General features: G+C 61.4%; 14 protein-coding genes. 4 read left to right on the top strand and 10 right to left on the bottom strand.

Translation table 11 applies throughout. The features are described 5' to 3' along the window. Window positions 1–281 precede the first annotated feature (281 nt). The 4 genes from AC1RS8_RS26635 to AC1RS8_RS26620 all read left to right on the top strand — a co-directional run bounded on the left by AC1RS8_RS26635 (window position 282) and on the right by AC1RS8_RS26620 (window position 3,942). The gene (locus AC1RS8_RS26635; protein ID WP_057714589.1) at window positions 282–671 is read left to right on the top strand and encodes a RidA family protein; all 390 of its coding nucleotides are present in this window, start codon (window positions 282–284) and stop codon (window positions 669–671) included. Between the two features lie 171 nt (window positions 672–842). Then, window positions 843–1,607: an IclR family transcriptional regulator gene (locus AC1RS8_RS26630; RefSeq protein WP_057714591.1), complete on the top strand. Its 765-nt coding sequence runs from the start codon at window positions 843–845 to the stop codon at window positions 1,605–1,607. 39 nt (window positions 1,608–1,646) lie between these two features. Further along, entirely contained in the window at window positions 1,647–2,864 is a 1,218-nt protein-coding gene (locus tag AC1RS8_RS26625) for an amino acid deaminase (protein ID WP_090455628.1), read from the top strand. Window positions 2,865–3,006: 142 nt separating this feature from the next. Then, window positions 3,007–3,942, top strand: coding sequence for a sugar kinase (locus AC1RS8_RS26620; protein ID WP_489338617.1), 936 nt, complete (start codon window positions 3,007–3,009; stop codon window positions 3,940–3,942). A gap of 178 nt (window positions 3,943–4,120) precedes the next feature. Here AC1RS8_RS26620 and AC1RS8_RS26615 read toward each other — a convergent pair whose 3' ends face one another. The 10 genes from AC1RS8_RS26615 to AC1RS8_RS26570 form a co-directional block, all read right to left on the bottom strand. After that, window positions 4,121–4,396 carry a peptidylprolyl isomerase gene (locus AC1RS8_RS26615; protein WP_007898282.1) on the bottom strand — a complete coding sequence of 92 codons (276 nt, stop codon included), beginning with the start codon at window positions 4,394–4,396 and terminating at the stop codon, window positions 4,121–4,123. Window positions 4,397–4,465: 69 nt separating this feature from the next. Beyond that, entirely contained in the window at window positions 4,466–7,003 is a 2,538-nt protein-coding gene (locus AC1RS8_RS26610; protein WP_489338616.1) for a PAS domain-containing hybrid sensor histidine kinase/response regulator, read from the bottom strand. Between the two features lie 190 nt (window positions 7,004–7,193). After that, window positions 7,194–9,149 carry an acetoacetate--CoA ligase gene (locus tag AC1RS8_RS26605; protein ID WP_489338615.1) on the bottom strand — a complete coding sequence of 652 codons (1,956 nt, stop codon included), beginning with the start codon at window positions 9,147–9,149 and terminating at the stop codon, window positions 7,194–7,196. A 205-nt stretch (window positions 9,150–9,354) separates the two neighbouring features. Beyond that, window positions 9,355–10,128: a 3-hydroxybutyrate dehydrogenase gene (locus tag AC1RS8_RS26600; protein WP_090455621.1), complete on the bottom strand. Its 774-nt coding sequence runs from the start codon at window positions 10,126–10,128 to the stop codon at window positions 9,355–9,357. A 7-nt stretch (window positions 10,129–10,135) separates the two neighbouring features. Continuing rightward, window positions 10,136–11,527, bottom strand: coding sequence for a GntP family permease (locus AC1RS8_RS26595; RefSeq protein WP_090455620.1), 1,392 nt, complete (start codon window positions 11,525–11,527; stop codon window positions 10,136–10,138). Window positions 11,528–11,813: 286 nt separating this feature from the next. Further along, window positions 11,814–13,229 (bottom strand): sigma-54 interaction domain-containing protein, encoded by a 1,416-nt coding sequence (locus AC1RS8_RS26590; RefSeq protein ID WP_218498184.1) that lies wholly within the window; start codon window positions 13,227–13,229, stop codon window positions 11,814–11,816. A 104-nt stretch (window positions 13,230–13,333) separates the two neighbouring features. After that, complete coding sequence (locus AC1RS8_RS26585) at window positions 13,334–14,911, bottom strand: ABC transporter ATP-binding protein (RefSeq protein ID WP_057714606.1); 1,578 nt, start codon at window positions 14,909–14,911, stop codon at window positions 13,334–13,336. A gap of 26 nt (window positions 14,912–14,937) precedes the next feature. Continuing rightward, a complete protein-coding gene (locus tag AC1RS8_RS26580; RefSeq protein WP_489338614.1) occupies window positions 14,938–15,960 on the bottom strand; it encodes an ABC transporter permease in 1,023 nt (340 codons plus the stop codon). Further along, complete coding sequence (locus AC1RS8_RS26575; protein WP_057714611.1) at window positions 15,960–17,021, bottom strand: microcin C ABC transporter permease YejB; 1,062 nt, start codon at window positions 17,019–17,021, stop codon at window positions 15,960–15,962. The genes AC1RS8_RS26580 and AC1RS8_RS26575 overlap by 1 nt, the downstream gene beginning before the upstream one ends. After that, window positions 17,021–18,889, bottom strand: a complete 1,869-nt coding sequence (locus tag AC1RS8_RS26570) for an extracellular solute-binding protein (RefSeq protein WP_489338613.1) — start codon at window positions 18,887–18,889, stop codon at window positions 17,021–17,023. Before AC1RS8_RS26570 ends, AC1RS8_RS26575 begins: the two co-directional genes overlap by 1 nt. Window positions 18,890–19,020: the final 131 nt, after the last annotated feature.

Below are 19,020 nucleotides of genomic sequence, written 5' to 3'. Positions count from 1 at the left end.
AACACGTCGCGGCTGCTAAAACCGGTAATTTCCTGGACATAGAATAAAGCAGTCGGGTGGGCGGTTGTCCAATGAAGCTGCTCTGAGTCGCGGGTGTTGCTTCGAGTGGGGTCATGTGCACCCAATTGAGAACCAGATACCCGTCCCTCTGATTCAAAACAAATTTCAATCCCTCTCACATTCCCTCCACATCCTGTGGCACACTTTCTGCCGCTTATTCCGTTATTGCACAATTAATTCCGCTATAGCGGAACAATAACTTCCAGTCAGGAGAAACACCCATGAGCATTACTCGTTACGGCACTGGCAGCACCGCCGGCGGCGGTCAGCCTCGTCCATTCGCCCGCGCTGTCGAAGCCGATGGCTGGCTGCACGTGTCCGGCCAGGTGCCGGCGCTGGATGGCGAGATCATTGTCGGTGGTATCGTCGAGCAGACTCACCAGACCATGAAGAACCTGATCGCTATCCTTGAAGAGGCCGGTTATGGCCTCGAAGACGTGGTGCGCACTGGCGTGTGGCTGGAAGATCCGCGGGATTTCTGGAGCTTCAACAAGGTGTTCTCCGAGTACTTCAAGCCTGAACATGCCCCGGCGCGGGCCTGCGTGCAGGCGAACATGATGGTCGACTGCAAGGTCGAGATCGACTGCATTGCGTACAAGAAAAAGGCTTGAACCGAGTCGCGCCCATCGCGGGCAAGCCACGCTCCCACAGGTTTGTGTGCTGCCACAGATTGCAGACACACCACCATTCCCTGTGGGAGCGGGCTTGCCCGCGAAGGCGGCCTAACGGTCAGCGCGGCACACTGGGTAAACTCCAGGCGACCATGAATGGGAACCACTGAAATGACCGAAGACACCATCAAGCGCCGGGCACGCGGGCTGGACCGGGCGTTCGATATCCTCGATTTCCTCAAGGAGATCGGCCAGCCCCTGCGTCCGAACGACATCGCCAGCGGCATCGGCAGCCCCAAATCCACGGTCTACGAACTGGTGGCCTCGCTGCTGGAACGACGCATCCTGGAGCCGGTGGGCAAGGACGGTCATGTCTACCTCGGTCGCCAGTTGTACTTTCTCGGGCAGGCACACCTGCGACATTTCGACCTGACTCGCGAGGCCGATCACGCCTTGCAGGAAATCGTCAGTCAGACCCGTGAAACGGCGCAGATGTGCCTGCTCAACGGGCGCAAGTACACCGTTGCGCTGATGAAGGAGGGGGAGCGGCATTTCCGCATTTCCTCGGACATCGGTGAAAACGCGCCCATCCCCTGGACCGCATCCGGGCGCTTGCTGCTGGCGCACCTGAGCGACCAGGCAATCGTCGACCTGATCGACCACGACGACTTCATCCTGCCCAACGGCGAACGCTTGGAACTTGCGCAGTTTCTCAAGGAAATCCGTCAGGCCGGTATCGATGGTTTCTTTTCCTTCGATAGCGTCGCCGACACCTTTACCCATTGCTTCGCCGCACCGGTCAAAGACCCCAACGGCGTGGCCATCGCGACCCTGTGCATCGTCGCCCCCCGGGCCGATGCCAAGAACAACTACAACGACTACCGCCGGGTGCTGATCGAAAGCGCCAATAGCCTGGCCCGTCGCATCAACGAATAACAGCGGCTGCCTGCGGCCGCGTGAACGAGGAGTTCGACCATGTCTTCTGCCCCCAATACCGCCGCCGTGGAAAAAGGCACCGCACCCAAGGGCGCCAGCCTGGTGCGTGACGTCAGCCTGCCTGCGCTGGTACTGCACCGCGAGGCGCTGGAACACAACATTCGCTGGATGCAGGCGTTCGTCAGCGACAGCGGAGCGGAACTCGCGCCCCATGGCAAAACCAGCATGACCCCGGCGCTGTTCCGGCGCCAACTGGACGCCGGTGCCTGGGGCATCACCCTGGCCAGCGCCACCCAAACCCGTGCGGCCTACGCTCATGGTGTGCGCCGGGTGCTGATGGCCAACCAATTGGTCGGTACGCCGAACATGGCGCTGATTGCCGACCTGCTGGCCGACCCGACGTTCGACTTCTATTGCATGGTCGATCACCCGGACAACGTCGCCGACCTCGGCGCCTATTTCGCCTCCCGTGGCGTGCGTTTGAACGTCATGATCGAATACGGCGTTGTCGGTGGTCGCTGCGGTTGCCGCAGCGAGCAGCAAGTGCTCGACCTGGCCAAGGCCATCGCCGCGCAACCGGCGCTGGCCCTGACCGGGATCGAAGGCTACGAAGGGGTGATCCATGGCGATCACGCAGTGACCGGTATCCGCGATTTCGCCGCATCACTGGTGCGCCTGGCGGTGCAGTTGCAGGACAGCGGTGCCTTCGCCATTCCCAAACCGATCATCACCGCGTCGGGTTCGGCCTGGTATGACCTGATTGCCGAGTCGTTTGAAGCGCAGAACGCCGCCGGGCGTTTCCTCAGCGTTCTGCGTCCCGGCAGTTACGTGGCCCATGACCATGGCATCTACAAGGAAGCGCAGTGCTGCGTGCTCGACCGTCGCAGTGACCTGCACGAAGGCCTGCGTCCGGCGCTGGAGGTGTGGGCGCACGTGCAGTCGCTGCCGGAGCCGGGGTTTGCGGTGATTGCCCTGGGCAAGCGCGACGTGGCCTACGACGCCGGTTTACCGGTGCCATTGCTGCGTTACAAGGCGGGCGCCGTGCCGGCCAAAGGCGATGATGTGAGCGTCTGCAAGGTGACTGCAGTGATGGACCAGCATGCGTTCATGACCGTGGCACCGGGGGTTGATCTGCGGGTGGGCGACATCATTTCGTTTGGCACTTCGCACCCGTGCCTGACGTTCGACAAGTGGCGTGTCGGTTGCCTGGTGGATGAGCAACTGAACGTCATCGAGACGATGGAAACCTGTTTCTAAGGGTTTGAGATCGGGTTGCGGCCATCGCGAGCAAGCTCGCTCCCACATTGGATCTATGGCGTTTACAAAATCCCTGTGGGAGCGAGCTTGCTCGCGATGGCGGCCGACCAGACAACACCGAAACACCAGAGACCCCACAACAATGAACACCATCAACACCCTGGGCCCCAACACTCCACGCATCGCCCTGATCGGCGAGTGCATGATCGAGTTGCAGCATCGCGCCGACGGCAGCCTGCAACAGAGCTTCGGCGGCGACACATTGAACACGGCCGTGTACCTGTCCCGGGAACTGGGAGAGGACGGCTCCGTGGACTACGTCACCGCCCTGGGCGATGACAGTTTCAGCGACGCGATGTGCCAGAGTTGGACGGCGGAAAATATCGGGCTCGCCATGGTCCAGCGTCTGCCCGGACGCCTGCCGGGTTTGTATTGCATCCAGACTGACACCGCCGGTGAGCGACGCTTTCTGTACTGGCGCAACGAAGCGGCCGTCCGCGATTGCTTCACCACCCCGGCCGCCGCGCCGATTCTCACCGCGCTGCCGGATTATGATGTGCTGTACTTCAGCGGCATCACCCTGGCGGTACTCGGAGCGCAAGGTCGGGAAAAACTGCTGGAAACCCTGATCGAAGCCCGCCAGCGCGATGCGCGGATCGTGTTCGACAACAACTACCGGCCACGGCTGTGGGCATCGGTCGAAGACGCCCGGGCGGCATATCGCAGTGTGCTGGCGTATGTCGACCTGGCGTTGCTGACGGTGGATGACGAACAGGCGTTGTTTGGTTATGCCGATGCTGACGCGGTGTTTGCCGCGTATGAGCAGATCGGTACGCCGGAAGTGGTGCTCAAGCGCGGCGCACAAGCGTGCCTGATTCGTTGTGATGGAGAGTCGTTCGAAGTGCCCGCGCAGAAGGTCGAGCGGGTGGTGGACACCACGGCGGCGGGGGATTCGTTCAGCGCGGCGTATCTGGCTTCGCGGCTCAAGGGCGGCAGCCCTTCGCAAGCCGCCGAGGCCGGGCATCGGTTGGCGAGCCGGGTGATTCAGGTGCCGGGGGCGCTGATTCCCAGAGATTGAAATGCATTAACTGGGGCGAGGGGGGCTTTGTGGCGAGGGGGCTTGCCCCCGTTGGGCTGCGAAGCAGCCCCAAACCCTGTCTACCGGATTTATCTGACATGCCGAGTGCAGCGAACTCACGAGTGCTGCGCACTCGAACGGGGGCAAGCCCCCTCGCCACAGGGGCCTGACCAGCCACTCAATCCCGGTAAAACACCTGCACCAGGTGATACCCGAACTTGCTCTTGATCGGCCCATGCACCACCCGCAGCGGTTTCTTGAAGATCACCGCATCAATCACGCCGACCATCTGTCCCGGCCGCACTTCACCGAGATCGCCGCCGCGCTTGCCCGATGGGCAGGTCGAATACTTCTTGGCCAGCACGTCGAACGCTTCGCCCTTGGCGATGCGTTGTTTGAGCTGCTCGGCTTCTTCCGAGGTTTTCACCAGAATATGGCGGGCTTGAGCTTTCATGTGGCGGTACCTTGCAACGGTGGTGGCTATGTGGGTGGCAGCGGGGGGGGGGCGCGATTATGCCTCAACTCAGTCCGATTGACTGATCATCGTGCGAATCTTGTTCGCCAGCAGATCGATGGAAAACGGCTTGGCCACCATGTCCATGCCCTCTTCGAGAAAACCCTGGCGCTCGGCGGCGATCTCGGCGTAACCGGTCATGAACAGCACTTTCAGTTCGGGACGATGCTGACGGGCGATTTCCGCCAGTTGGCGGCCGTTCATGCCCGGCAACCCGACGTCCGTCACCAGCAGGTCCACCCGCAGGTCCGACTCCAGCAGCGGCAGGGCGCCCTTGGCATCTTCGGCTTCATGGGCGCGGTAACCGAGCTCATTGAGCAGGTCCAATACCAGCATGCGCACCGCCGCATCGTCCTCGACCAGCATCACGGTTTCGCCGGCAATGGCCGCCGGTGCCTCGCCGATGACGGGCGACAAAACTTTTTCCGGCTCGGTCGAATGCAGGCGCGGAAGGTACAAACGCACGCTGGTGCCCCGTCCCGGCAGGCTGAACAGAGTGACGTGGCCCCCCGATTGCTGGGCGAAACCGTAAATCATCGACAAGCCCAAACCGGTGCCCTGGCCGATGGGCTTGGTGGTGAAGAACGGATCGAATGCCTTGGCCAGCACCGAGGGCGTCATGCCGGTGCCGTTGTCGCTGACGGCAATCATCACGTAGTCACCGGCCTTGACCGGTTCCAGGGTCGTCATGTCACTGCCGTCGAGGTACACGTTGGCCGTTTCGATCTGCAGCTCGCCGCCATCGGGCATGGCGTCCCGGGCGTTGATCACCAGGTTGAGCAGGGCGTTTTCCAGTTGGCTGACATCGGTGTTGACCCGCCAGATGTCCTCGGCCAGTTGCAGGTCGAGCTCGATATGATCGCCCTTGGTACGCCTGAACAAGTCTTCCAGAGAGTGGATCAGCTCGTTAGGGTTGAGCGGCTTGCGATTGAGTGATTGGCGCCGGGAGAACGCCAGCAGGCGATGGGTGAGGGCGGCGGCGCGGTTGGCCGAGGACACGGCCGCTTCGGTGAATCGACCGATCTCGCTGGCGCGGCCGTCGGCAATGTAGCGTTGCATCAGGTCGAGGCTGCCGATGATGCCGGTGAGCATGTTGTTGAAGTCATGGGCGATGCCGCCGGTAAGCTGGCCGACCGCTTCCATTTTCTGCGCATGGCGCAAGGCGTCTTCGGCACGTTCGCGCTCGAACATCTCGTTCTGCAGACGCTCGTTGGCTTCGGCCAGTTGGCGGGTGCGGGCGGCAACCCGTTCTTCAAGGGTTTCGTTGAGGTTACGCAGGGCTTCTTCGGTCTTTTTGCGCTCGGTTTCGTCGATCACGAAGATGTAGAAACCGTTCACGGCGCCATCGGCGCCGTGGCGTGGCAGGTAATTCATCAAGGCCTGGCGGATGCTGCCGTCGCGGTGTGGCGTGCTGATGCTGAAACAGCACGGCCGGCCAGACAGCGCTTCCTTGATGTGCGGAGCGCGCAGCGCATAGGCTTCTTCGCCGAGCACTTCAAGAATGGTTCGCCCGTAAAGCTCTTGCGGCGTCAGCCCGTACCAGTCGAGGTACGCCGCATTGTTCAGGCGAAAGCGTTCTTCGCGGTCGACGTAGCTGATCAGGACCGGCATGGCGTTGATGATCAGTTGCAGCTCGGTCTGGCTCTGGCGCAGGGCCTGTTCGGTGTGTTTGCGCTCGGTCAGGTCCAGGGCGGCGCCGAGGAAGCGCACTGGCCGGCCATGGTGATCCTTGTAGCAGCGACCGCGGGCAAATACCCAGCGCATCTGGCCGTCGGTTTGCAGCAGGCGATACTCCTCGGCGTATTCCGTGCCATGGGTGATGCAATGCTTGATGCTGCGGGCGATCAGGGCGCGGTCTTCGGGGTGTACGCCGTGCAGGTATTCACTGATCGGCAATTGGCTGGCCATGGCCGGGTCGATGCCATGCAGTTGGGCAAAATGCGCATCGGCGATGAAGCGGTCCTCGCTGATGTCCCAGTCCCAGGTACCGACCGCATCGGTGGCGGCGAGGGCCAGTTGCAGGCGTTCCTCGGTTTCACGCTGGGCCTTGAGGCTGGCCGCCGAGCGCTGTTCGAGTTCGAGGGCGATGCGCCGGCGTTCGTTGGTTTCGATGGCGGTGACCAGGATCCCGGACACCTGGGCACCTTCGTCGCGGATCGGGCTGTAGGTCAGGTCGAGCCAGAAGTCAGACTCCCGGGCCCCGCGTTGCAGGGTAAAGCGCTGCTCGCTGTAGGTTCGCACCTGACCTTGCAGGACGGCGCTGTAGATCGGGTCGGTGAAGTCTTGCAACTCTGGCCAGATCAGGTGTGTCGGTTGTCCGAAAGCGTGCGGATGTTTGCTCCCGGCGAGCAGGGCGAAGCCGTCGTTGTAGATTTGCGTCAGTTGCGGGCCCCATAACAGCAGCATCGGCATCGGTGAATGAATGACGATGTCCACGGCGGTTCGCAGGCTTTGTGGCCAAGTGCTGGCAGCGCCCAGCGGGCTGCTTGCCCAGTCGATTCGGGCGATCAAGGCCTGGGCATCGCTGGCGGTTGGTATTGCGTTCATCAAGGAGTCCTGCACATGAGTCGCTTTGGCTGGGACTATTCTTGCACAGGTGATAGGTGCAGGTTGATTCGAAGGCTTGAGCGGTTACTGTGGGAGCGAGCTTGCTCGCGATGGCGTCGGGTCACGTTGCATTGATGTCAACTGACACTCCGCTATCGCGAGCAAGCTCGCTCCCACAGGTAATCCCATTTCAATCCATCAGTTCGGGCCGGTCACGAAATTGCTCCAGCGCCTCGGGATTGGCCAAGGCATCAGTGTTCTTCACTTTCTGCCCATGCACCACATTGCGCACCGCCAGCTCAACGACCTTGCCGCTGATGGTCCGGGGAATGTCCGTCACTGCCACAATCTTCGCCGGCACATGACGCGGCGTGGTATTGGCGCGAATCACTTGGCGGATCTGCTGTTGCAGGGCCTCGTCCAGTTCGAGCCCGTCGCGCAAGCGCACGAACAGCACCACCCGCACGTCGTCCTGCCACTGCTGACCGATCGCCACGCAGTCGAGCACCTGGGGAACTTTCTCCACCTGACGGTAGATTTCCGCCGTGCCGATGCGCACGCCGCCGGGGTTGAGCACGGCATCGGAGCGTCCGTGGATCATCATCCCGCCATGGGGCAGTTGTTCGGCGTAATCACCTTGGGCCCAGACGCCGGGGAACAGGCTGAAATAGGATTTGTGCAGTTTTTCGCCATCAGGATCGTTCCACAGGCCAATGGGCATCGCCGGGAAATGCCGGGTGCAGACCAGTTCGCCTTTTTCACCGATCACCGGGTGGCCTTCGTCGTTCCACACTTCAACGGCCATGCCCAGGCTCTTGCCCATGATTTCGCCGCGCCGCACGGGCGACATCGGGTTGCCGTTGACGAAGCACGAGACGATGTCGGTGCCGCCGGACATCGAAGCCAGGCACACGTCAGCCTTGAAATCGCGATAGACGAAGTCGTAACTGTGCGGCGACAGCGCCGAGCCGGTGCAAAGCAACGTCTTGAGGCTGCTCAGGTCATGACTTTCACGGGGCTTGATACCGCTGCTTTCCAGGGTAGCGAGGTATTTGGGACTGGTGCCGAAGACGCTGATGCGTTCGTCGTCGATCAGGTCGATCAAGCGTTGTGGATCGGGCTGGAACGGTGAGCCATCGTACAGCACCACGGAGCTGCCGGTGGCCAGTGCCGACACCAACCAGTTCCACATCATCCAGCCGCAGGTGGTGTAGTAGAACAGCCGTTCACCGGGGCCTAGATCGCCATGCAGGCCGTGTTCCTTGACGTGTTGCAGCAACACGCCGCCGGTGCTGTGGATGATGCATTTAGGCACGCCGGTGGTGCCGCTGGAGTAGAGGATGTACAGCGGATGGGCGAAGGGCACGGGGACGAAATCCGGCTCGCCGCCGGGTTCGTAGAAATCGTCCCACAGCGTCACGTTGGCCTGGGTGTGGAATTCTTCGATGTGCGCCTGTGGCCGGGCGTAAGGCACGACGATCAGCTGTTGCAGCGAAGGCAGACGCTGGAGGATCTCGTTGACCTTGGCGGTCTGGTCGATCTCCTTGCCGGCATAGCGGTAGCCGGCGCAGGTCACCAGTACTATCGGTTCGATCTGACCGAAACGGTCAACCACCCCTTGGGTGCCGAAGTCCGGTGAGGAGCAGGACCAGATAGCGCCAAGGCTGGTGGTGGCGAGCATGGCCACCAGTGTCTGCCAGGTGTTGGGCATGCACGCGGCGACCCGGTCACCCACACCGACGCCGGCGGCGATCAAGCCATTCTGAAAACCGGCGATCTGTTCGGCGAGTTCAGCCCAGGTCAAATGTTCACGCTGACCGTTTTCGCCGACGGCTATCACGGCGATCGCATCGTCGCGACGCTGTAGCAGGTGTTCGGCAAAGTTCAGCGTTGCACCGGGGAACCATTGGGCGCTGGGCATCCGGGGGCCTTCGAGCAGCACGGCGTCGGGCTGCTCGTGGAAGCGGATGTCGAAGAAGTCGACGATGGCCTGCCAGAAGTCCGGGCGCTGATCGATGGACCACTGGTGCAGGGCAGGGTAGTCGTCGATCTTGAGGTGGTGTCGCTGACTGATGAAGCGCCGAAAGGCTTCCATGCGGGTCTTGCCAATGCGTTTGGCGTCGGGTTGCCAGAGGATGTCGGACATGGTTTGCCTCTTCTTTTTTATGCCTTCACACAGGCTGATGTGGAGCCGGCTTTTGTGGCGAGGGAGCTTGTGTGGCGAGGGGGCTTGCCCCCGTTCGGCTGCGAAGCAGTCGTGAATCAGACAACCTGAATCGTCTGTGAGTGTTTGGGGCGGCTTCGCCACCCAACGGGGGCAAGCCCCCTCGCCACAAGGGTCTATCAGCCAGTCACTGCGCCAACCACCCACCATCAACATTCCACGCCGCGCCCCGCACCTGGCTGCCGGCTTCGCTGCACAGGAACAAAACCAGTTCCCCCAGTTGCGGCGGTGTCACGAATTCCAGCGATGGCTGCTTTTCAGCGAGCAAATCGTGCTGCGCCTGCTGCGGGTCAACTCCACTGGCGGCACGATCATCAATCTGCTTTTGCACCAGCGGCGTCAATACCCAGCCTGGGCAGATTGCGTTGCAGGTGACCTGGGTGGTTGCGGTTTCCAGCGCGACCACTTTGGTCAAGCCGATCACCCCATGCTTGGCGGCGACATAGGCTGACTTGCCCACCGAACCGACCAGACCATGCACTGACGCAATGTTGATCACCCGGCCCCAGCCCTTGGCGCGCATGCCCGGCAGGCTCAAGCGGGTGCTGTGGAACACCGACGACAGGTTGATGGCGATGATCGAATCCCAGCGCTCCACCGGAAACTCATCCACTGCTGCCACGTGTTGAATGCCAGCGTTGTTGACCAGGATGTCGACGCCGCCGAACTCGCGCTCGGCGTAGGCAATCATGTCGGCAATTTGTGCCGGATCGCTGACATCGGCCGGGTGATGGCCGACCTTGCCGCCAAACTGTTGCACCTGGGCGATCACTTGGGAGGCATCGCCAAAGCCGTTGAGGATCAGGTTGGCCCCGGCCTTGGCCAGGCTGAGGGCGATCCCCAGGCCGATGCCGCTGGTGGAGCCGGTGACCAGTGCGGTCTTGCCCGAAAGAGTCGTCATGAATACCTCACACAATGCCAGTGGCGTAGAAAGTGCCGATCACCACGAAAACCGCCAGGGTCTTGATCAGCGTAATACAGAAAATATCTTTGTAAGCCTCGCGGTGGGTCAGCCCGGTGACCGCCAGCAGGGTAATCACCGCGCCGTTGTGTGGCAGGGTGTCCATGCCGCCGCTGGCCATCGCGGCGACCCGGTGCAACACTTCCAGCGGAATGTTCGCCGCGTGGGCTGCGCTGATGAACTGCTCGGACATTGCCGCCAGAGCGATGCTCATGCCGCCCGAGGCGGAACCGGTGATGCCGGCCAGCAGAGTCACGGTAATCGCTTCGTTGACCAGTGGGTTGGGAATGCTCTTGAGCCAGTCGGCCAGTACCAGGAAACCCGGCAGGGACGCGATCACCGCGCCGAAACCGTATTCCGAGGCCGTATTCATCGCCGCCAGCAAGGCACCGCTGACCGCACTTTTACTGCCTTCGGCCAGCTTGCGGCTGATCGCCTTGTAGCCGAACACCAGCACCATGAGGATGCCGACCAGCAAGGCTGCCTGTACCGCCCAGATCGCCGTGAGCTTGGCGATTTCCGTGGTCACCGGCGTGGCCATGCCCGGCAGCGCGAGGCTGTGGGTCTTGCCGTACACCTGTGGAATCCAGTGGGTGAACAGCAGGTTCATGATGCCCACCGCCAGCAGTGGCGACAGCGCCAGCCACGGGTTGGGCAGCTTCAGGTCGGGGGCGGTTTCCGGCTCGTTGCGCAGGTCCGAACCATAGCCTTCACCGGTACGCTGGGCCTTGTTGCGCTGGCGCTGGAGAAACAGCATGCCGGCGCAGAACACGAAGATCGTGCCGATCACGCCCAGCCACGGCGCCGCCCAGGCGGTGGTGTTGAAGAAGGTGCTGGGGATGATGTTCTGGATCTGTGGCGTGCCGGGCAGGGCGTCCATGGTGAACGAGAAGGCGCCCAGCGCAATGGTCGCCGGGATCAGTCGCTTGGGGATGTTGCTCTGGCGGAACATTTCAGCGGCAAACGGATAGACCGCGAACACCACCACAAACAACGATACGCCGCCGTAGGTCAGCAAGGCGCAGACCAGCACGATCACCAGCATCGCCTGGCGGGTGCCGAGCAGGCGAATGGCTGCAGCGACGATGGAGCGCGAGAAACCGGACAGTTCGATCAGCTTGCCGAACACCGCGCCGAGCAGGAACACCGGGAAATACAGCTTGATGAAGCCGACCATTTTTTCCATGAACACCCCGGTGAAAGCGGGGGCGACGGCAGACGGGTCAGTCAGCAGGACAGCGCCGAGGGCGGCAATCGGGGCAAAAAGGATAACGCTGTAGCCACGGTAGGCAGCCAGCATCAGCAGCGCGAGGGCTGCCAAGGCAATGATCACACTCATGGTGTGTCTCCTGGGTTGTTATTTTTGTTGGGTGAAGCCTGGTGGGAGAGGCGTAGAGCGAGTTTTGTGCCATCTTGTTAAGTTGTTGAAATATAAGAATATATTTGATTTATGAGGGTTGAGTTCGAATGCTTTGTCTCTAATTAGAGACTTTTGGCGGTGGTGCTGGCCTCATCGCGAGCAAGCTCGCTCCCACAGGGGGACGGAGTAGTTCAGTAGAACGCGGTCTACTGTAGGAGCGAGCTTGCTCGCGATGGTTTGTCTAGCAATTGAGACTAATGTCTCTTTATTGAGACTCTGCAATCCCCAGTGCCGCCATTTTCTTGTACAGCGTCGACCGCCCAAGCCCCAGTCGTGCCGCTGCATCAGGCACCTTGCCCCCGCATTGCGCGAGGGTGGTTTCGATCAATTGCCGATCAAATCGCTCCCGCGCCACACTGAACGTCTCGTGGGCAAGTGGTTCGATGGTCAAGGGCGCCACGCGTTCCACCGGTATGAATGTACCGATCGCCCCGCGGATGTCCGCCACCGTCAGGCGCAAATCATCACTGAGCAGCGCGGCCCGCTCCAGCACATTGCGCAGCTCCCGGATGTTCCCCGGCCAGGCGTGTTGCCCCAGCAGTTCCAGGGCTTCGTGGTGCAATTCATGCTGGCTGCGCAGTTCTTCGAGAATGGCCTCACTGAGCGCCGGCACGTCATCGAGGCGGTCACGCAGGGGCGGAACCTGGATCGGCAGCACGTTGAGCCGGTAGTACAAGTCGGCGCGGAATTCGCCGCGCTTGATCGCGGCTTCCAGGTCCGTAGAGGTCGCGGCGATCACCCGCACATCGCTCTGGATCACTTCGTTGGAGCCCACCGGCTCGAATTCCTTTTCCTGCAGCACACGCAGCAGTTTGCTTTGCAGGGGCAGCGGCATGTCACCGATTTCGTCGAGGAACAACGTGCCGCCCTGAGCGATCTGCAATTTGCCGGCGCGGCCCTTGCGGTCGGCACCGGTAAACGCGCCTGGGGCGGTGCCGAAGAATTCGGCTTCCAGCAGCGATTCGGGAATCGCCGCACTGTTGATGCTCACGAACGCCTTGTGCGCGCGGGGCGAGGCGTTGTGGATGGCCTGGGCCAGCAACTCTTTGCCGGTACCGGTTTCTCCGAGCAGCAATACCGGCGATTCGGTGCTCGCACTGCGCCGGGCGCGGCGTTTGACTTCCAGGCTGGCGGCGCTGGTGCCGATGAAGTGGGCGAAGTTGTATCTGGTCTGCCGCGCCCGCAGTAGCGAGCGGGTGGAGGCCAGTTCTTCCTGCATGCTCATGTAGCGCTTGAGCATCGGCGACAGGCTGCGCAACTCGTCGAACAGGGCGAAACCGATGGCGCCAATGACTACGCCGGCATCGTCGTGAATCGGCAGGCGCATGACCACCAGCGGTTCTTTGGAGGTGTCTTGCATATCCAGCAGAATCGGCCGGCCGGTGCGCACCACCTCACGCAGCAGGCTGCCGGGGATCACGCTTTCGCAGGGCTTGCCGATCGCGACTTCGGCCGATGGCAGGCCGAAGCGCCGGGCATAGCGCTCATTCATCCAGACGATGTTGGCATCGCGGTCGACAATCACCGTGCCCTCGCTTGATTGTTCGATGATTTCGAACAGCGAACGGATCGCCAGCAAGCGAACGCGCTGGTAGTCCTTGAGGCTTTCGGTGGTGTTCATGGGGGGCTGATCCTGATTGTGTATTGCCTGTGGTGGCCTCATCGCGAGCAAGCTCGCTCCGGGCGGCGTTCCGACGATGGCCGCGATGCGGTTTAACGGCCAGATTATGCCTGCCCCAACATCGCCGCCGCCAATAGCTCCTTGGTGTACGGATGCTGCGGTGAGTCAAACACCTCATGGCTGGCGCCGCGTTCCACCACTTTTCCGTCCTTGATCACGATCATGTCGTGGGCCAGGGCGCGCACCACTGCCAGATCATGACTGATGAACAGATAGGTCAATCCGTACTTTTCCTGAAGCTGACGGAGCAGGGCGACCACTTGTTTTTGCACCGTGCGGTCCAGCGCCGAGGTTGGTTCGTCGAGCAGGATCAGTGCCGGTTTCAGCACCAGCGCCCGGGCGATGGCGATACGTTGACGCTGCCCGCCAGAGAACTCGTGGGGATAGCGATGGCGACTTTGGGGGTCAAGGCCGACTTCGTTCAGTGCCCGGATCACTTCGGCATTGCACTCTTCAGTGCTCAACTGGCTGTGCACTTCCAGGCCTTCGCTGATGATCTGCGCGACCGACATTCGCGGGCTGAGGCTGCCGAAAGGGTCCTGGAACACCACCTGCATCTTCTTGCGCCACGGCCGTAGCTGTTTTTGCGTCAGGCCGTCCAGCGCCTGGCCTTGAAAGCGAATACCGCCTTCGGAGTCGAGCAAACGCAGGATCGCCTGGCCAAGGGTGGACTTTCCCGAACCGGACTCGCCGACGATGCCCAGGGTCTTGCCGCGTTGGATATTCAGGCTGATGCCATCCACTGCACGCAGCCAGGTCTTGCGCTGAAACAGGCCACCACCGACGGGAAACCGCACCTGCAGGTTGTCCACCTCCAGTACGTTTTCGCGCTCGTCCCGGGGCAAGGCTTCGCCCTCGGGTTCGGCGTGCAGCAGTATGCAGCTATAGGGGTGCCTGGGTTCGGTGAACAGGGTTTCGCACGGCGCCTGCTCGACGATTTCCCCGGCCTTCATCACGCACACGCGCTGGGCGATGCTGCGCACCAGATTGAGGTCATGGCTGATCAGTAGCAGCGACATGCCCAGCCGCTGTTGCAGGGATTTGAGCAGCAGCAGGATTTTGCGCTGCACCGTCACATCCAGCGCGGTGGTCGGTTCGTCGGCAATCAGCAGTTCCGGTTCACACGCCAGGGCCATGGCGATCATCACCCGCTGGCGCTGTCCGCCAGACAATTGATGGGGATAGGCCTTGAGGCGCTCTTCGGGTTTCTGGATGCCTACCAGATGCAACAATTCGAGGATCCGCGCTTGCGCCGCCTTGCCCGCCAGGCCTTTGTGCACCAGCAAGGTTTCACCGATCTGTTTTTCGATGCTGTGCAGCGGGTTGAGGGAGGTCATCGGCTCCTGGAAGATCATCGCGATGCGATTGCCGCGCAGTTTGCGCAACTTGCCGGCATCGGCGCCCACCAGTTCCTGGCCGCGATAGCGGATGCTGCCTGTCGTCTCGGTATCGGTTTGCGGCAGCAGTTGCAGGATCGAGTGGGCCGTCACCGACTTGCCCGAGCCCGATTCGCCCACCAGCGCCAGGCATTCGCCGGGGCGGATGTCCAGGCACAGATTGCGCACCACGGTCTGGCCACTGAAGGCCACGCTGAGGTCACGGATTTCGATCAGGTTGGTCATATCAACTTCCGCATCAAGATCGAGGGTCAAGACCGAGGATCAAAAGCGTCGCGCAGTGCTTCGCCAATGAACACCAGTAAAGAAAGAATCAGCGCCAAGGTGAAGAACGCCGTCAGGCCCAGCCATGGCGCTTGCAGGTTCTGCTTGCCCTGGCCAATAAGTTCACCCAGGGAAGCGCTGCCCGCAGGCATGCCGAAGCCGAGGAAGTCCAGCGCCGTCAGGGTGGAAATCGCCCCGGTCAGAATGAACGGCAAGTAACTCAAGGTCGCGTTCATGGCGTTGGGCAGAATGTGCCGCACGATGACTTTGCGGTCGGTCAGGCCCAGCGCGCGCGCGGCCTTGACGTATTCCAGGTTGCGCCCGCGCAGGAACTCGGCGCGCACCACGTCCACCAGGGCCAGCCATGAAAACAGCGCCATGATTCCCAGCAGCCACCAGAAATTCGGTTCGACGAAGCCCGACAGGATGATCAGCAGGTACAGCACCGGCAACCCGGACCACACCTCCAGCAGACGCTGGCCGAGCAAATCCACCCAGCCGCCGTAATAGCCTTGCAGGGCTCCGGCCGCGATGCCGATCAGGGCACTGACAAAGGTCAGCATCAAGGCAAACAGGATCGACACCCGGGCACCGAAGATCACCCGGGCCAGAACGTCCCGTGCCTGGTCGTCGGTGCCCAGCCAATTGACGTTGGAGGGGGGGCTGGGGGCGGGCTTGTTCAGGTCGTAGTTGGGTGTGTCGTCACTGAACGGAATCGGTGGAAACAGCAACCAGCCGCCATCCTTCTTGATCAGTTTCTGCACGTAGTCGCTGCGGTAGTCGGCCTGGAACGGCAGTTGCCCGCCGAAGGCCTGTTCGGTGTAGCGCTTGAAGACCGGGAAGTACCACTGGCCTTGATAGCTGACCACTAACGGTTTGTCGTTGGCGATCAGTTCGCCGCCCAGGGTCATCAGGAACAGGCCGACAAACAACCAGAGCGACCACCAGCCCCGACGGTTTTTCTTGAAGCGCTCGAAGCGGCGACGCGCCAGCGGTGAAAGCTTGAGCATCAGGCGTTCCTCGCAGCGAAGTCGATACGCGGGTCGACCAGGGTGTAGCAGAGGTCGCCGACCAGTTTTATCAGAAGGCCAAACAGGGTGAAGATGAACAGCGAGCCGAACACCACCGGATAGTCCCGGGACACTGCCGCTTCGTAGCTCATGCGGCCGAGACCGTCGAGGGAGAAGATCACCTCGATCAGCAGGGAACCGGCAAAAAACACACTGATGAACGCCTGGGGAATGCCCGACACCACCAGTAGCATGGCGTTGCGGAACACGTGCCCGTAGAGCACCCGTCGTTCACTCAAGCCCTTGGCCCGGGCGGTGACTACGTATTGGCGGGTGATTTCATTGAGGAACGAGTTCTTGGTCAGGATGGTCAGCGTGGCGAATCCGCCGATCACCAGGGCGGTCACGGGCAACACCAGATGCCAGAAGTAGTCGGCCACCTTGCCAAGGGTCGACAGCGATTCGAAGTTGTCCGAGACCAGCCCGCGGACCGGAAACCAGTTCAGCGAAGTGCCACCGGCAAAGATCACGATCAGAAACATCGCAAACAGGAACGCCGGCATGGCATAGCCAATGATGATCGCGGTACTGCTCCAGATGTCGAATTGGCTGCCATGGTGCACGGCCTTGCGGATACCCAGGGGAATCGACACCAGGTAGGTGATCAGCGTCGCCCAGAGTCCGAGGGAAATGGTCACGGGCATTTTTTCGAGGATCAGGTCGGTGACGGTGGCACCGCGGAAGAAACTTTTGCCGAAGTCCAGGCGCGCGTAGCTGGTGAGCATTAGCCAGAGGCGTTCGTGGGCCGGTTTGTCGAAGCCGTACTGTTTTTCAATGTCCTTGATCAGCTGCGGGTCGAGCCCGCGACTGGCCCGGGACTTGCCGCTCACGGATTCGCCGGAACCGCCGCCAACCGCGGCGCCGCCAATGCCTTGCAGGTGCGCGATGGCCTGTTCGACCGGCCCGCCCGGCGCGGCCTGGACGATGACAAAGTTGACCAGGAGAATAATCACCAGCGTCGGAATGATCAGCAGCAGACGCCGCAATATGTAAGCCCACATCAGTGCGGCCCTCCGGGTTTGCCTCGGCTGATACGCTCGGCCGTCATCTGTTGGTTGGTCAATGGCGTGGTGCTCATCTCCCACCAACTCTCGATGGCTTCGTCATTACTCGCTTGCACGTTCGGGATGCCGAAGCGGTTCCACCACACCGTTGAGGTGCCCGGCGGGTAATAGTTGGGAATCCAGTAGTAATTCCATTGCAGCACCCGGTCCAGGGCATGGGCGTAATGCAACATGTCAGCCTGGGTATTGGCGCGGATCAGCCCGGTGATCAGGGTGTCCACCGCCGGGTTCTGCAACACCATGTAGTTGTTGGAGCCAGGGTCGGTGGCCGCCTCCGAACCGAAGTAATTGACCAGTTCGCCCCCCGGAGAGGTGGTGACCGGGTAGCCGGTGACGATCATGTCGTAGTCGCGGCTCATCAGGCGATTGACGTACTGGGACGAGTCGATGCGGCGGATGTTCAGGTCGATGCCGATCTGTTTCAGCGTGCGTTTATAGGGCAGCAGGAGGCGGTCCATGCCGTTTTGACTGACCAGGAACGTGAAGCTCAGCGGTTCGCCGTGGGCATTGACCAGTTGGTCGCCATCGGGTTTCCAGCCGGCCTGTTCGAGCAAGTCCAGGGCCTGCAACTGCTTGTCACGAATCACGCCGCTGCCATCGGTCTTCGGCGCCTCGAACACCTGGGTGAAGACCTCGTCGGGAATCTGCCCGCGCAGCGGTTCGAGAATCGCCCGCTCACCGGCATCCGGCAGTTGCCGGGCCGCGAGATCGGTATTGGAAAAAAAGCTCTGCTGGCGGATGTACATGTCGCGCATCATCTGCCGGTTGCTCCACTCGAAGTCCCACAGCATCACCAGCGCCTGGCGCACGCGACGGTCCTGGAACAGGGGCTTTTGCAGATTGAACACAAAACCCTGGGCCGGTTGCGGCGCCTCTGTGGCGAGGTGGGCTTTTTGCAGGCGACCATCGCTCAGGGCCGGGCTTTCGTAGCCGATGGAGTAAGCGGTGGCGGAAAATTCCCGGTTGTAGTCATAGGCGCCCCCGCGCAGGACCTGGCGCGCCACGTCGGTATCGCCGAAGTATTCGATGCTGAAATGATCGAAGTTGTACAGGCCACGGCTGACCGGCAGATCCTTGCCCCACCAGTCGGGATTGCGTTCGAACGTGATGCTGCGCCCCGAATCGATCTTGCCTACTTTGTAGGGGCCGCTGCCCAACGGCGCTTCATAGCCGCCGCCACCGGCGAAATCGCGGCTCTTCCACCAGTGTTCGGGAAACACCGGCAAGGTTGCGATATCGAGGGGCAGGGTGCGATTTTCGTTGTTCTTGAAATCAAAGCGGATGGTCAGTGGCGATTCCACTTCGACGCTTTTGACATCGGCGAATTGGGTTCGGTAGCGCAGGCTGCCCTGGGTCATCAGCAGGTCGAAGGTGTAGCGCACGTCTTGGGCGGTAATCGGTTTTCCATCGGCAAAACGCGCCTTGGGGTTGAGGTAAAAGCGCAGGGACAGTCCGTCCTCTGAACGCTCCATCTTCTCAGCCACCAGACCGTAAACGGTATAAGGCTCGTCCAGCGAGCGTTGGGCCAGTGGCGAGTAGATCAAGCCGTCAATCTGTGTAACGCCGATGCCTTTGTCGATGTAAGGCAAAACATGGTCGAACTGACCGATTTCAATCGCCGATCGCCGCATCGTGCCACCCTTGGGGGCCTGCGGGTTGGTGTAGGCGAAATGACTGAAGCCGGGAGGGTATTTCGCCGGTTCGCCGTACACGGTCATTGCCGGTTGCGGTGCCGCATGCACGCCCCAGGCACCCATCAGCAGGGCCACGGCCGTGAACAGCAAAGTAGGGAAAGCCAGTCGCATTGTCAGCCTTAGAGCCGGAGGTCGTTAACGACAATTTGTACGCTAGCGGCGCGTCCCTCGCCAGCCGTATTGCACGTTGAAAACACAACGGCCCACCAATAGGCGGGCCGTTGTGTGAATAGCTCAGGCGT

The organism is Pseudomonas sp. GW821-FHT12A04 (assembly GCF_058807755.1).
This window is presented reverse-complemented; position numbering and strand designations above follow the sequence as displayed.